This is a genomic window from Streptomyces durocortorensis (assembly GCF_016901035.1).
GTDB classification, from domain to species: Bacteria; Actinomycetota; Actinomycetes; order Streptomycetales; family Streptomycetaceae; genus Streptomyces; species Streptomyces durocortorensis.
This window is the reverse complement of record NZ_JAFEUF010000079.1, coordinates 1-13,322: the sequence shown is the minus strand read 5'-3', so window position 1 is coordinate 13,322 and position 13,322 is coordinate 1. Positions and strand designations below refer to the sequence as shown.

Below are 13,322 nucleotides of genomic sequence, written 5' to 3'. Positions count from 1 at the left end.
CCCCCCCCCCCGCGGGCCGCGCCCGCTTGGGGGGGGGCGCCCGCCCCCCCGCCCCCCCCCGCCGGGGGGGCCCCCCCCCCCCCCCCCCCGGCCGGCGCGGGGCCGCCCGCGAGGACGACGGCGGCGCGGCGCGGCTGACGCGGCAGGGCCGCGTCCAGACCGGCGATCTCCTCGTCGGTGGGGCGGCGGTCGACGGGCAGCCGGACGGCGGGGGTCTCGTCGCCGGTCGGCCGGAAGACCAGGCCCGTCTCGAAGAGCGCCAGGTCGTGGCTGCCGCGGCCGTCGTTGCGCCGCAGCGCGCCGAGGAGGCCCGGCAGCAGCGTGGTGCGCAGCGCCGGCTCCTCGTCGGAGATCGGGTTGACCAGCTTGACCGTGCGGCGGCGGGCGTCGTCCGCCTCCAGGCCGAGCTGGTCGAGGACCGCGTCACCGATGAACGGGTAGCTCAGCGCCTCGACGTAACCGGCCCCGGCCAGCACCCGGCCGATGCGGCGGTGCAGCCGCTGGCGGTCGGTGAGACCGCGCCCGGAGGGGGGCGTGGGCAGCGTGGAGGGCAGGTTCTCGTAGCCCTCCAGGCGGATGACCTCTTCGGCCAGGTCGTTCGGCTCGTTCAGGTCGGGCCGCCAGGACGGGACGGTGACGATCAGCTCGTCCTGCCCGTAGACGTCGCAGCCGACCTCCTGGAGGCGGCGGACGACGGTCTCGCGCCCGTACTCCACACCGGCTACCCGGTCGGGGTGGTTGGCCGGCATCGCGATGGTGCGCGGCGCGTGGGGCGAGGTGATCTCGGTGACCCCGGCCTCGGCGGTGCCGCCCGCGAGGAGGACCAGCAGGTCCACCGTGCGCTGCGCCGCTGCTGCGGCGGCCTGCGGGTCGACGCCGCGTTCGAAGCGCTTGGACGCCTCGGAGGACAGCTTGTGGCGGCGCGCGGTGCGGGCGATCGAGATCGCGTCGAAGTGCGCGGCCTCGATGACGACCTCAGTGGTGAGCGCGTGCTCGCCGTCCGCGTCGGCGATCTCGGTGTTGGCGCCGCCCATGACGCCCGCGAGGCCGATCGGCCCGCGGTTGTCGGTGATGACCAGGTCCTCGGCGTCCAGCACGCGGACGGTGCCGTCCAGCGTGGTGAGCTTCTCGCCCTGGGTGGCGCGGCGCACGCCGATCGGCCCGTCGACCCGGTTGCGGTCGTAGGCGTGCAGCGGCTGGCCCAGCTCCAGCATCACGTAGTTGGTGATGTCGACGGCCAGCGAGATCGGCCGCATGCCGGCCTTCTGGAGGCGGCGCTGCATCCAGATCGGCGAGCGGGCCTCGGGCTGGAGACCGGTGACGGTGCGGGCGGTGAAGCGGTCGCAGCCGATCGGGTCGGAGATCTGCACCGGGTAGCCGTACGCGTTCGGCGCGGGCACGTCCAGGAGCGCCGGGTCGCGCAGCGGCAGCCCGTACGCGGTCGCGGTCTCGCGGGCGACGCCGCGCATGGACAGGCAGTAGCCCCGGTCCGGGGTGACGGCGATGTCGAGGACCTCGTCGACGAGCTGGAGCAGCTCGATCGCGTCGGTGCCGACCTCGTGCTCCGGCGGCAGCACGATGATGCCGTGCGTGCCGTCGTCGCCCATGCCCAGCTCGTCGGTGGAGCAGATCATGCCGTGCGAGGTCTTGCCGTACGTCTTGCGCGCGGCGATCGCGAAGTCGCCGGGCAGGACGGCGCCCGGGAGGACCACGACGACCTTGTCGCCGACCGAGAAGTTACGGGCGCCGCAGACGATCTCCTGCGGTTCGCCGGTGCCGTTGGCGGTGCCGACGTCGACGGTGCAGAAGCGGATGGGCTTCTTGAACCCCTCCAGCTCCTCGATGGTCAGGACCTGTCCGACGACCAGGGGGCCCTTGAGGCCCGCGCCGATCTGCTCGACGGTCTCGACCTCAAGGCCCACGGAGACGAGCTTGGCCTGTACGTCACGGCCGGTCTCCGTCGCCGGCAGGTCGACGTACTCCCGCAGCCAGGAAAGCGGGACGCGCATCAGATCTCCATCCCGAACGGCCGGGTGAACCGGACGTCACCCTCGACCATGTCTCGCATGTCTTCGACGTTGTGGCGGAACATCAGCATCCGTTCGATGCCGAACCCGAAGGCGAATCCGCTGTACTTCTGGGGGTCGACGCCGCAGGCGGTGAGCACCTTGGGGTTGACCATGCCGCAGCCGCCCAGCTCGATCCAGCCCTCGCTGCCGCAGGTGCGGCAGGGGCGGTCCGGGTTGCCCACGGACTCGCCGCGGCAGACGTAGCAGACCATGTCCATCTCGGCGGACGGCTCGGTGAACGGGAAGAAGTTCGGCCGCAGCCGGGTCTTCATGTCCGGTCCGAAGAGCGCCTGGACCATGTGGTCGAGGGTGCCCTTGAGGTCGGCCATGGTGAGGCCCTCGTCGACGGCGAGCAGCTCGATCTGGTGGAAGACCGGGGTGTGCGTGGCGTCCAGCTCGTCGGTGCGGTAGACCCGGCCGGGGCAGACCACGTAGACGGGGGGCTTGCGCTCCAGGAGCGAGCGCGCCTGGACCGGGGATGTGTGCGTACGCAGCACGACGCCGGACTCGTCGCCCTCGGTGGCCTTGCCTTCGGGCGTGGTGCCCTGGACGAAGAAGGTGTCCTGCATCTGGCGGGCCGGGTGGTCGGGCACGAAGTTCAGGGCGTCGAAGTTGAACCACTCCGCCTCGACCTCGGGGCCCTCGGCGATCTCGTAGCCCATGGCCACGAAGACGTCCGCGACCCGCTCCATGATCGTCGTCAGGGGGTGGCGGGCGCCGGCCGGGGTGCGGTCGTAGGGCAGCGTGACGTCCACGGCCTCCTCGACGAGCACGCGAGCGTCGCGCTCGGCCTCCAGCTCGGCCTGGCGGGCGGCCAGCGCCTTGGAGACGGCGCCGCGGGCCTGGCCCACGCGCTTGCCCGCCTCGGCCTTGGCCTGCGGGGGCAGGGCGCCGATCTCGCGGTTGGCGAGGGACAGCGGCGAGGTACCTCCGGTGTGCGCGGTCTTCGCCTGGGCGAGCGCGTCGAGGTCACCGGCGGCGGCGAAGGCGGCGAACGCCTCGTCCCGCAGGCGCTCGATCTCTTCCGGTTTCAGTGCCTCGACCTCGACTGGGTCGTACGACTTGTTCGGTGCCGACATCTCTTCCCGTGCTTCCGATTGGCTGGTGGCGCGACCCCGCTCGACGACCGGAGGACGCAAAGGTGCCAAAGGTCGAGTCTAAAGGCCGCAGGACGGTCGGGGAGCCTGTGGGCTGCTCACACCAGATAGGCGGGCATGCTCACAGGCAGAATAAATCGGAACTCGGCTCCGCCGCCGGGCCCCCGGTCGACGGTGATGGTGCCGCCGTGGGCCTCGACGATGCCCTTGACGATGTAGAGGCCCAGGCCCGTGCCGCCGCGCTTGCTCCCCCGCCAGAAACGGGTGAAGACGCGACTCATCGACTCCTCGGGGATGCCGGGGCCTTCGTCGCTCACGGTGACAGCCGTTCCCATCTCGTCGTCGGCGCCCGGCGCGGGTGCCGGGGCGATCTCAATGGTGACGGTTCCCTCGCCGTGGCGCACCGCGTTTTCCAGGAGGTTGCCGAGGACCTGGTCGACCTTGTCGGGGTCGGCCCAGAGATCGGGCAGCGGTCCGCGGGTGCGGACGAGGAAGCGCTCGGCGGCCTGGCCGCCGGTGATCAGCGCCTGGATGTGCCGGGCCACGGCGGCGGAGACGTCGACGGGCTGGCGGCGCAGCTCCAGACGGCCGGAGTCGATCCGGGAGATGTCGAGCAGCTCGGCGATGAGCCGGGTGACCCGGCCCGCGTCCGCGTCGACGGTCTCCAGCATCAGCCGCTTCTGGTCGTCGGTGAACCGCTCCCACTTGGCGAGCAGCGTGGCGGTGAACCCTTTGACGGAGGTCAGCGGCGAGCGCAGCTCATGGGCGACGGTGGCGATCAGTTCGGCGTGGCTGCGTTCGGTACGCCGACGGGCCTCGGTCCCCCGCAGGCAGACCACGACCCGGCGCACCGGTCCGGTCGGGTGCTCGCGGACGTAACGGGCGGAGACCAGCACCTCGCGGCCCCCGGGCAGCAGCAGATTGCGCTCGGGCTGGCCGTTGCGGGTGGCGAGACCGCCGTACGGGTCGGTCAGCGGCCACCAGCGCTTGCCCTTGAGGTCCTCCAGCGGGAGGGCGACGTCCAGGGGCCGGCCGATCGCCTCGGCGGCGGGGGCGGCGGTGATGCGGGCGGCGGCGTCGTTGAAGCAGACGACGTGCCCGCTCGCGTCGGCCACGACGAGACCGTCGGGAAGGTCGTCCGGGTCGATGCCCGTGGCGTCCGGTCCGAGGCCGGCGCGGAGGCCGTCCGAACCGGCCGCCAGCGCGTCCGGCTCCTCGCCCGCAGCGCGTGGTGCGGTGCTGTGCGCCGGTCGCGGCGAGCTCATGCCGACAGCCATCTTCCCGTATCCCCACCTCTCGAACCGGTGCAGTGGGCCCCCGAGTTCGTCACCCTACTAGGCGTCGGTGAACCGGCGACACCCTGTGGGGGCGCGGAGGGGAGTGCGCCGGTGGGAGGGGGCGCGGGATTGGCCGGGATCGGGTGCTGACGAGCCGTGAGGACGGCGCTGGGTTACGCGTCGGGGGCGCGCCGCGGACGCTGCGCGCGGGCGGAGGCGTAGAGGCAGACGGCGGCGGCGGTGGCGAGGTTGAGGCTCTCCGCCTTGCCGTGGATGGGGACGCGGACGACGGCGTCGGCGAGCGCGCGGGTCTCCTCGGGGAGCCCCCAGGCCTCGTTGCCGAAGACCCAGGCGGTCGGGCCTCCCATGGTGCCCGCGTCCAGCTCGTCGTCCAGGTCGTCGGCCCCGGCCCCGTCGGCGGCGAGGATCCGCACCCCGGCGTCGCGCAGGCCCTGCACGGCCTGTTCGACGGGGACGCCGACGGCGACGGGCAGGTGGTAGAGCGAACCGACCGAGGCCCGTACGGACTTGGGGTTGTAGAGGTCGACCGAGGCGTCGGTCAGGATCACCGCGTCCGCGCCCGCGGCGTCCGCGCAGCGCAGTACCGTACCGGCGTTCCCGGGGTCGCGGACGTTGGCCAGAACGGCCACCAGGGTGGGCCGCGCGTCCAGGATCTCCTGGAACGGGGAGTCCAGGAAGCGGCAGACGCCGATGAGGCCCTGCGGGGTGACGGTCTGGGAGACGTCGGCGAGGACCTCGGGGTCGGCCAGGTGGACCCGGGCACCCGCCGCGTGGGCGGCCTCGACGATGTCGGCGTACCGGTCGGCGGCCTCGGGGGTGGCGAACAGCTCGATGAGGGTCGGCTCACCGTCCCCGCCGCGGTGGGCGGCGGCCTCGCGTACGGCCTGGGGCCCCTCGGCGATGAACCTGCGCTCCTTGCTCCGGAAGTTGCGGCGGGCCAGCCGGCGGGCGGCGGCGACGCGCGGGGAGCGGGGGGAGATCAGTTCGGGGGTGCCCATGGTCGGCGGCGAGCCTCTCTGCTCTGCGTACGGCGGTGGGGTTCAGCGGCAACGCACCGGACCCGCAGACGGCGTGCGCCTGCGGGTCCGGTTCACGTACTACCTGGGAAGGCGGTGCCTGGATCAGGCGGCCTTCGGGGCGTTGACGTCGCTCGGGAGGGCCTTCTGGGCGACCTCGACGAGAGCGGCGAACGCGTTGGCGTCGTTGACCGCGAGCTCGGCCAGGATCTTGCGGTCCACCTCGATGTTGGCGGCCTTCAGACCCTGGATGAGGCGGTTGTACGTCATGCCGTTCTGGCGGGCAGCGGCGTTGATGCGCTGGATCCACAGCTGACGGAAGTCGCCCTTGCGCTTCTTGCGGTCGTTGTAGTTGTAGACCAGGGAGTGGGTGACCTGCTCCTTGGCCTTGCGGTACAGGCGCGAGCGCTGACCGCGGTAGCCGCTGGCGGCTTCGAGGATTGCCCGGCGCTTCTTGTGGGCGTTGACTGCCCGCTTGACGCGTGCCACTTGTTAACTCCTTGTAGCGGGGCCGTGGGTGTCTTCACACGGCCCGGAAACGAATTGGTCCCGGTGTGATCGAGGTCGTGCCTCCGGCCTGGGCCGGAGGCCGGGCCTCACTTGCCGAGAAGCTTCTTGATCTTCTTGGCGTCGGCCGGAGCCACGACGACCGTGCCGGTCAGCGAGCGGGTCTTCTTGGACGACTTGTGCTCGAGCAGGTGGCGCTTGCCGGCCCTCTCGCGGAGCACCTTGCCGGAGCCGGTGATCTTGAAGCGCTTGCTGGCACCGCTGTGCGTCTTGTTCTTCGGCATCGCGCCGTTCTCTCCTCGTCAGTGGCGCCCCTCACGGTGCCGGGCACCGGACTGCAGGGGCGTCAGATCTCTATGGGATTCCGGGATGACCCGGGGGCGCCTGGGTGGCGGCCCCCGAAGGTCACGCCTCGGAAGGTGTCTCGGCCGGAGCCTCGGCCGCGTCGGCCGGGGCCTCGGCGGTCTCGCCCTCGGACGGTGCGTCGGTCGTGCCCTGACGCTCCGCCTTGCGGGCGGCCTGGGCCTCACGGGCTTCGGCCATGGCTTCGGTCTTCTTCTTGTGCGGGCCCAGAACCATGATCATGTTCCGGCCGTCCTGCTTCGGGTTGGACTCGATGAAGCCCAGGTCCTCGACGTCCGAAGCGAGACGCTGGAGCAGTCGGAAGCCCAGCTCGGGACGGGACTGCTCACGACCACGGAACATGATCGTGATCTTGACCTTGTCGCCCTGCTTGAGGAACCGGACGACATGACCCTTCTTGGTGTCATAGTCGTGCGGGTCGATCTTCGGCCGGAGCTTCATCTCCTTGATGACCGTGTGCGCCTGGTTCTTGCGCGCCTCACGGGCCTTCATGGCCGACTCGTACTTGAACTTCCCGTAGTCCATGAGCTTGCACACGGGCGGACGGGCTGTCGCCGCCACCTCGACCAGGTCGAGGTCGTACTCCTGTGCGAGTTCCAGGGCCTTGGCAAGCGGAACAATCCCGACCTGCTCGCCGCTGGGACCGACAAGTCGGACCTCGGGAACGCGAATCCGGTCGTTGATGCGGGGCTCGGCGCTGATGGATCCTCCTCGGTAGCACCACGCGACCGCCTGGCGGACAGCCGCGTAACGTCTTATAACGTCAAGACCAACCGCGCCGGAACTGCAAAAATGCCCCGGACGGGACACAAGGCGAGGCTCCAGGAACTACCGGAACACCGCCGCGGTCAACCGCGGGGCTATCGGGCGGGCCCATCGTCCGTACGGAACGATGGTCGCCGCCTGACCGGTGACCCGCCGTCCTGAACGGACAGCCAGGTGGGAGATCGGAGCCTCCACTTGTGGGCCGGGCACATAGATGTCCGGCCGGTCGTTCCTCCAGACTACCGCACGAACCCCGGGGCCCGCACCACGGAGGCCGGAGGGACGCCCGCGGACGGGAGGGCGGTGGCCTGGCCTTATCGTGTGGGCATGAGCGACGCGACCCCCAGCAGTGAGAACCCCGGCTTCGACGACATGGCCCGCGACATCGCGGAGGTCCCCGCGGTCGAGGTGATCGTGACGGTCGCCGTCAACCTGATGAGCGCGGCCGCCGTGAAGCTCGGCCTCACCGAGGAGGGCGAGGACCACAAGGACCTCGACGAGGCCCGCAAGCTGGTCCAGGCTCTGGCCGGACTGCTGGACGCGAGCGCCACGGAGATCAGCACCTTCCACGCCTCGCCGCTGCGCGACGGCCTGAAGTCGCTCCAGCTCGCTTTCCGCGAGGCCTCGCTGGTGCCGGACGAGCCCGGCCACGGCCCCGGCGAGAAGTACACCGGCCCCGTCTACGGCTAGCCGCCGCCCCTCCCCCGTACACAAGGGAGCCCGCCGTCCCCTCGTGGGGCGGCGGGCTCCCGCGTGCGTGCCGTGTGCGCGGGCGTCCGGGACCGTTCGCGGGCCTCGGACGGCGTCAGATGGCGTCCTCGGTCTCCTCGGGCAGGACGTTGGGGAAGGGGTGGGTGAGCCGGTGGGCGTACGCGGCGATCGCTCCGCCGACCAGCGGCGCGACGATGAACAGCCAGAGCTGGGAGAGGGCGGCGCCGCCCGCGAAGAGCGCCGGGCCGAAGCTGCGCGCCGGGTTGACCGAGGTGCCGGTCAGCGGGATGCCCACCAGGTGGATCGCGGCGAGCGCCAGGCCGATGGGCAGCCCGTCGAAGCCGGTGACCGCGACCTTGTGGGTCACGGCGAGGACCACGTAGACGAGCAGGAAGGTGAGCACCACCTCGGCGAGGAACGCGCCGCCGATGTTGATGCCGACGGCCGACCGGTCGTCGTAGCCGTTCGTGCCGAACTCGCCGCTGGTCTCCAGACCGGGGATCTGCTTCGCCAGCAGGAACAGCAGGGCGGCTCCGACGATCGCGCCGAGGAACTGGGCCACCCAGCGCTCGACGGCCGTGCGGAGGTCGATCCGTCCGGCCATCAGCATGCCCAGCGTCACCGCCGGGTTGACGTGGCAGCCGGAGAGCGGGCCGAGCGCGTAGGCCAGCGCGAGGAGGGTGAAGCCGAAGGTGAGGGCGATGCCCACCGTGCCGAGGTATTCGACGGCGACCACCGCGGATCCCACGGCGAAGAACACCAGCAGCAAAGTGCCGAGAAACTCTGACGTCACGATCCGCTTCTGCATGGAACCACCTCGCGATGTCGTCCGTTAGGTCGGATTCCTCCGATTTTCCCGACAATTCTCACGGCGGTGGGCGGTTCGCGCTCGCTGGACCAGGTCCGGCCTCTTGATCAGCGGGCGAAGAGGGGCTCCCCCGGCATGGCCGTACCGGCAGGGAGAAGGGCCAGGTCCAGGCCGCTGACCAGCCGGGCCCGCAGTACCTCACTGGCCGACAGGGCCTGCGCGATGCGGCGGGCCGCCTCGGCGGGCACCGCGTCCGGGGCGAGGACGAGCGCGAGCGTGCCGTCCGCGCTGCCGGGGCCGAGGTGGGCGCGGACGACGGCGGGGTCGGCGGCGACGGTCTCCCGTACGGCCTCGATGACGGCGGGGTCCTGGAGCGGATCGGTGCTCGTGCGGTTCTCGGCCAGCGCCAGGAGCGCCTGCCCGCTCAGCTCGAAGGCGACGGGCCCGGCGAGGTCCAGCACCACCGTGTCGGCCTTCTCGTGGGCGGCGGCCTGGAGGGCCTGGTGCAGCGGTACGGCGACGGGGCGCGCCTCGGGATCCCAGAGCGCCAGCGAGGCGGTGGAGGTGAAGGCGGGGAGCGCGCGCCGGTCGCCGGCCTTGAGGGTGGGGACGGCCATGTCACTGGTCTTCTCGCGCCGCAGCCCCTTCTCGTCCACCTCGACCTCGCCGAGGACGGCGACGACGGGGACGAGGAGCCGGGCGTCCCGCAGGGCGGTGAGGACGGGGCCGACGGCGCTGCGGTCCCGGGACCAGGCGTCGAGTGCGCTGGTCAGGGCCGCGGAGGCCGAGCCGTCGTCGTCGGAGAAACCGGGGTCCGGGATGTTCTTGAGCTCCACGGGACGAGGGTAGTGCCTGGCTCCGGGCGGCCTGGCCGCAGGTGGGGCGGGGGCCGGGGTTCAGCCCTTCGCCGCGTCGGGGTGGGGCTGGCGTTCAGCCACTCGCCGACGCGGCCAGCAGGGCGTCCGCCTCCTCACGGGCCCGGGCGACCGGGTCCGGGAAGACCTTCAGGCCGTGGGCGACCAGGGCCCCTTCGTGCAGCAGCATGAGCGCCCGGCCGAGCCGGTCGGCGTCTTCGGGGCCGACGCCCTCGATCTCCCCGGCGAGCCGGGTGAACAGGTCGAGCATCCACCGCTTCTGGCCGGTGATGACGGAGTGGGCCGGGTGGGCCGGGTCGCTGATCTCCGCATGGGCGTTGACCATGCTGCACCCCTTGGAGCCGTTCTCCCCCATCCAGGCGCGCGAGGCGTCGAAGACGGCCAGGATCCGCGCCCGCGGCCCGGACGGCGCGGCGTCCAGGTGCTCGGCGAGGAGGGCCCGCCAGCGCTCGTCGCGGTCGGCGAGGTACTCCACGACGATCTGCTCCTTGGAGCCGAAGCGGTCGTAGAGGGTCTTCTTGGTCACCCCGGCCTCGGCGGCGATCAGGTCCACCCCGACGGCGTGGATGCCCCGGTCGTAGAACAGCCGCTCGGCGGCGGCCAGGGCCCGTCGCGCGGCAGGCGTCATGGTGATCCGTCGCAGTTCCTCGGAAGTGCCCATGCCGACGAGTATACCGATCTGTATAGTCGAGCGCAGGTATACCGATCTGTATAGCGAGGTGCGTGCGTCATGAACGTCCTGCTTCCGGTCGCCTTCGTGCTGTGCTGGAGCTCCGGGTTCATCGGGGCGAAGCTCGGCGCCGGCAGTGCGTCCGCGCTGACGATCCTGATGTGGCGGTTCCTGCCGCTGACGGTCGTCCTGGCGGTGGTCGCGGTGACCGTCGCGCGGGCCTCCTGGCGGGGTCTGGGGGTACGGGACGTGGCCCGCCAGGCCGTGATCGGCGCGCTGTCGCAGAGCGGCTATCTGCTCACCGTCTACTACGCGATCCAGCTCGGGGTCTCCACGGGCACCACGGCCCTGATCGACGGTGTGCAGCCGCTGGTCGCGGGCGCGCTCGCCGGGCCCCTGCTGCACCAGTACGTCACCGCGCGGCAGTGGCTCGGCCTGTGCCTGGGGGTGAGCGGGGTCGCCGTGGTCACGCTGGCCGACGCCTCGGCCGCCGCCGGGGTGGCCTGGTGGGCCTACGCCCTGCCGTTCACCGGCATGCTGGCGCTGGTGGCCGCCACGTTCCTGGAGAGCCGTTCGGCCGTCCGGGTGGCTCCTTCGGTGTCGCTGACCGTCCACTGCGCCGCCAGCACCGTGATCTTCACCGCGCTCGCCGTGGGCACGGGGGCCGCGCTGCCGCCGCCCGAGCTCGCGTTCTGGGGTGCGATCGGCTGGCTGGTGGTGCTGTCCACCTTCGGCGGTTACGGGCTCTACTGGCTGATCCTGAGGCGCTCGGGCGTCACGGCGGTCAACACGCTCATGTTCCTGATGGCCCCGGTGACGGCGGTCTGGGGCGCCCTGATGTTCGGGGAGCCGTTCGGGATCCGGACCGCGATCGGCCTGGCGCTGGCCCTGGCGGCGGTGGTCGTGGTGCGGCACGGGTCCGCTCCGCGCGGCGGCGGGTCCGCCGGGGAGCCGGAGCCGGGCGTGCGCGACAGGGCGGAAGCCCTGCCCGGGGCAGGGCGGTGAGGACGTGGGGTGACGGCTCAGCGGCGGCCGGGGGCGTTGCGGCCGCGCCACAGGACGACGGCGACCGCGAGCAGCGCCGCGCCGAGGCCCCCGGCGAGCGGGGCGGCCCAGTTGGACGGTCCCTCGTCGGTACGGGGCGGGGTCGGGCCCGCGCCGAAGTACCGCCCCGGGTGGCCGGCCGGGGCGGCCTTGGCGTCCAGGTCCGCCGCGCGCAGTCGGCCGCCCGCCTCGATGGCCTCCGCCGGGTCGACGATGCCGTAGCCGCGGGCGTCGTCGCGGCCCTGGGCGGGGGCGTCGCGGGCGGTGTCGGCGAGGAGCTTCTTGATCTGGGCCGGGTCGAGGCCGGGGTGGGCGGCGCGCACCAGGGCGACCGCGCCGGCGACGAACGCGGCGGCGGCCGAGGTGCCCCACTCGATGTAGTAGTGCCCGTCCGGGTTGGCGACCACGATGTCGACGCCGGGGGCGCTGACGGTGGCGTACCAGCGGCGGGTGGAGAACGAGGCGTGGGTGCCGTACTCGTCGACGGCGGCGACCGCGATCACGCCCGGGTAGGCGGCGGGGTAGGAGATCCGGTCTCCCTTCTCACCGCCGTTGCCCGCCGACGCGACGACGGGGACGCCCTTGGACAGGGCGTACTGGATGGCCGCGTCCTCGCCGGGGTCGGGGTGGGCGGACTTGCTGTCGTCGCCGAGGGAGAGGTTGATGACGTCGGCGCCGTTGTCGACGGCCCAGCGGATGCCGTCGGCGAGGGCGGCGCCCCGGGACTTGCGGGCCTTGGCGCGGGCCGGGTCCTTGGATTCCAGGATGACCCGGACCGGCAGGATCCGGGCCTCGGGGGCGATGCCGAGGATGCCGTCGGTGCGGCCGGGACCGTTGCCGCGTCCGGCGATGATGCCGGCCATCGCGGTGCCGTGCAGGGCCCAGGAGGAGTCACCGCGGGCGGCGCCGAAGCCGACGAGGTCCTTGCCGGGGAGGACCTGGCCCGTCAGGTCGGGGTGCGCGTCGTCGACCCCGGTGTCCAGGACGGCGACGGTGACGCCGTCGCCCCGGGTCGTCTGCCAGGCCCGGTCCGTGTGCAGGGCCTTCAGGGCCCACTGCTGGTCGCGAATGGCGTCCGCGTGGGCGGGCGCGGCGGGGGTGAGGACGAGGACGGCGGCGGCGCAGACCGCGGCGAGCGCGCGGTGGGGTCGTCGGGTCATCCGGGCTGCTCCGTGAGTTCGGCGACGGCTGTGCGCAGTCCGCGCTCCACCCGGTCCGCGACGCCCTTCGCCTCGTGGCCGAGCCCGGCCTGGGCGATGTCCGTCTCCGCCCCCGTCGCCATGGCGTCGGCCGCGGGCTGCGGTTCGGCGACGGTGCGCCCGTCCGCGAAGCCGGAGACGGCGAGGACGACGACCGGGATCTCGGTGAGCGGGTTGACCGTCCAGCTGGCGCGCTGCCCGGCGCCGAAGGAGGCCGCGGGGCTTCCCTCGGGGGCGTACGTGCGAGGCATGAGGTCCCCCCGCGCGCCGAGCTTCTGCTCGGTGAACCGGGTGCGCAGCGCCTGCATGCCCGGTGCGTCGGCCTCGGTGAAGACCAGGCCGACGGTGGTGACGGCGGAACGGGTGGCGTCGGTGTACGTGGCGCGCACGAGCCGTTCGCAGCCGACGGACCGGAGCGTGGTGAGGAGGAGCGGATCGAGCCCGCCCTTGCACGTGCTGTCGGCGGCGACGGCGACCCGGGTCCAGGTGCGGTGGGTGCCGCCGGGGCCCGCGCCCCTGCCGTCGAGCTCGCGGGGGAACAGGGTGTCGACGGGGACGCTGTGCCAGGCGGCGCGGGCTGCGGTGTACGGGCTCCTGGTGGTCTCGGCCGAGGAGTCGCCGGTCAGCCAGGCGCCGGTGGCGGCCCCGCCGATGAGCCCGAGGCCGAGGACGACGCAGGCGGCGGCCGCGACGGTACGCCACCGCTGCCGGGGCCGGACGGGCCGCAGCCGGGTGGTGGTCTCGACGGGCGTCTCCGGAAAGCTGTGGCGGACTGGCGCCCGGTAGCGGCCGGGGGGCGGCGGAACGGCTCCCGGCGCGGGCGTCAGCTCGACGGCCCCGACGGGCCTGCGCCGGGTGACGGGGGGCGGTCCGGGGGGCACCGGGTGGGGGCCCGTGGCG

Annotated in this window: 14 protein-coding genes and 1 pseudogene (1 of these 15 running past the window's edge); 2 read left to right on the top strand and 13 right to left on the bottom strand. The window is 72.8% G+C overall.

What is annotated here, in order from left to right:
* The 8 genes and pseudogenes from JS521_RS37660 to infC all read right to left on the bottom strand — a co-directional run.
* A protein-coding gene (locus JS521_RS37660; RefSeq protein WP_443732182.1) for a phenylalanine--tRNA ligase subunit beta-related protein crosses the window boundary here: on the bottom strand, positions 1–146 show its 5' portion. The gene continues 706 nt to the left of window position 1, outside the view; only the first 146 of its 852 coding nucleotides appear in the window; its start codon is at positions 144–146; its stop codon lies beyond the left edge, outside the window.
* 9 nt (positions 147–155) lie between these two features.
* Positions 156–2,009, bottom strand: a pseudogene (pheT, locus tag JS521_RS17155) (phenylalanine--tRNA ligase subunit beta); the annotation flags it as partial.
* A complete protein-coding gene (pheS, locus tag JS521_RS17150; RefSeq protein WP_205083861.1) occupies positions 2,009–3,148 on the bottom strand; it encodes a phenylalanine--tRNA ligase subunit alpha in 1,140 nt (379 codons plus the stop codon). The gene pheS and the pseudogene pheT, both read right to left, overlap by 1 nt.
* A 116-nt stretch (positions 3,149–3,264) precedes the next feature.
* Positions 3,265–4,443: a sensor histidine kinase gene (locus JS521_RS17145; RefSeq protein ID WP_205083860.1), complete on the bottom strand. Its 1,179-nt coding sequence runs from the start codon at positions 4,441–4,443 to the stop codon at positions 3,265–3,267.
* 173 nt (positions 4,444–4,616) lie between these two features.
* Complete coding sequence (locus tag JS521_RS17140) at positions 4,617–5,462, bottom strand: TrmH family RNA methyltransferase (protein WP_205083859.1); 846 nt, start codon at positions 5,460–5,462, stop codon at positions 4,617–4,619.
* Between the two features lie 123 nt (positions 5,463–5,585).
* Positions 5,586–5,969, bottom strand: a complete 384-nt coding sequence (gene rplT, locus JS521_RS17135; protein WP_003970214.1) for a 50S ribosomal protein L20 — start codon at positions 5,967–5,969, stop codon at positions 5,586–5,588.
* A 107-nt stretch (positions 5,970–6,076) separates the two neighbouring features.
* Positions 6,077–6,271 carry a 50S ribosomal protein L35 gene (rpmI, locus tag JS521_RS17130; RefSeq protein ID WP_003970213.1) on the bottom strand — a complete coding sequence of 65 codons (195 nt, stop codon included), beginning with the start codon at positions 6,269–6,271 and terminating at the stop codon, positions 6,077–6,079.
* A 121-nt stretch (positions 6,272–6,392) separates the two neighbouring features.
* A complete protein-coding gene (infC, locus tag JS521_RS17125; RefSeq protein WP_073779549.1) occupies positions 6,393–7,109 on the bottom strand; it encodes a translation initiation factor IF-3 in 717 nt (238 codons plus the stop codon).
* Between the two features lie 333 nt (positions 7,110–7,442).
* Between infC and JS521_RS17120 the strand changes: the two genes are divergently transcribed.
* On the top strand, positions 7,443–7,805 hold the full coding sequence (locus JS521_RS17120; RefSeq protein ID WP_030114094.1) for a DUF1844 domain-containing protein: 363 nt from the start codon (positions 7,443–7,445) through the stop codon (positions 7,803–7,805).
* A gap of 115 nt (positions 7,806–7,920) precedes the next feature.
* Here the strand turns inward: JS521_RS17120 and JS521_RS17115 are convergent, their stop codons facing one another.
* The 3 genes from JS521_RS17115 to JS521_RS17105 form a co-directional block, all read right to left on the bottom strand.
* Positions 7,921–8,634 carry an MIP family channel protein gene (locus JS521_RS17115; protein ID WP_205083858.1) on the bottom strand — a complete coding sequence of 238 codons (714 nt, stop codon included), beginning with the start codon at positions 8,632–8,634 and terminating at the stop codon, positions 7,921–7,923.
* A gap of 107 nt (positions 8,635–8,741) precedes the next feature.
* The gene (locus JS521_RS17110) at positions 8,742–9,470 is read right to left on the bottom strand and encodes an SseB family protein (protein ID WP_205083857.1); all 729 of its coding nucleotides are present in this window, start codon (positions 9,468–9,470) and stop codon (positions 8,742–8,744) included.
* A gap of 94 nt (positions 9,471–9,564) precedes the next feature.
* The gene (locus JS521_RS17105; RefSeq protein ID WP_205083856.1) at positions 9,565–10,170 is read right to left on the bottom strand and encodes a TetR/AcrR family transcriptional regulator; all 606 of its coding nucleotides are present in this window, start codon (positions 10,168–10,170) and stop codon (positions 9,565–9,567) included.
* Between the two features lie 69 nt (positions 10,171–10,239).
* Between JS521_RS17105 and JS521_RS17100 the strand changes: the two genes are divergently transcribed.
* Positions 10,240–11,184 (top strand): DMT family transporter, encoded by a 945-nt coding sequence (locus JS521_RS17100; protein WP_205083855.1) that lies wholly within the window; start codon positions 10,240–10,242, stop codon positions 11,182–11,184.
* Positions 11,185–11,201: 17 nt separating this feature from the next.
* Here the strand turns inward: JS521_RS17100 and mycP are convergent, their stop codons facing one another.
* Positions 11,202–12,383 (bottom strand): type VII secretion-associated serine protease mycosin, encoded by a 1,182-nt coding sequence (gene mycP / locus JS521_RS17095; protein WP_205083854.1) that lies wholly within the window; start codon positions 12,381–12,383, stop codon positions 11,202–11,204.
* Complete coding sequence (locus tag JS521_RS17090) at positions 12,380–13,249, bottom strand: hypothetical protein (protein ID WP_205083870.1); 870 nt, start codon at positions 13,247–13,249, stop codon at positions 12,380–12,382. Before JS521_RS17090 ends, mycP begins: the two co-directional genes overlap by 4 nt.
* Between the last annotated feature and the right edge of the window lie 73 nt (positions 13,250–13,322).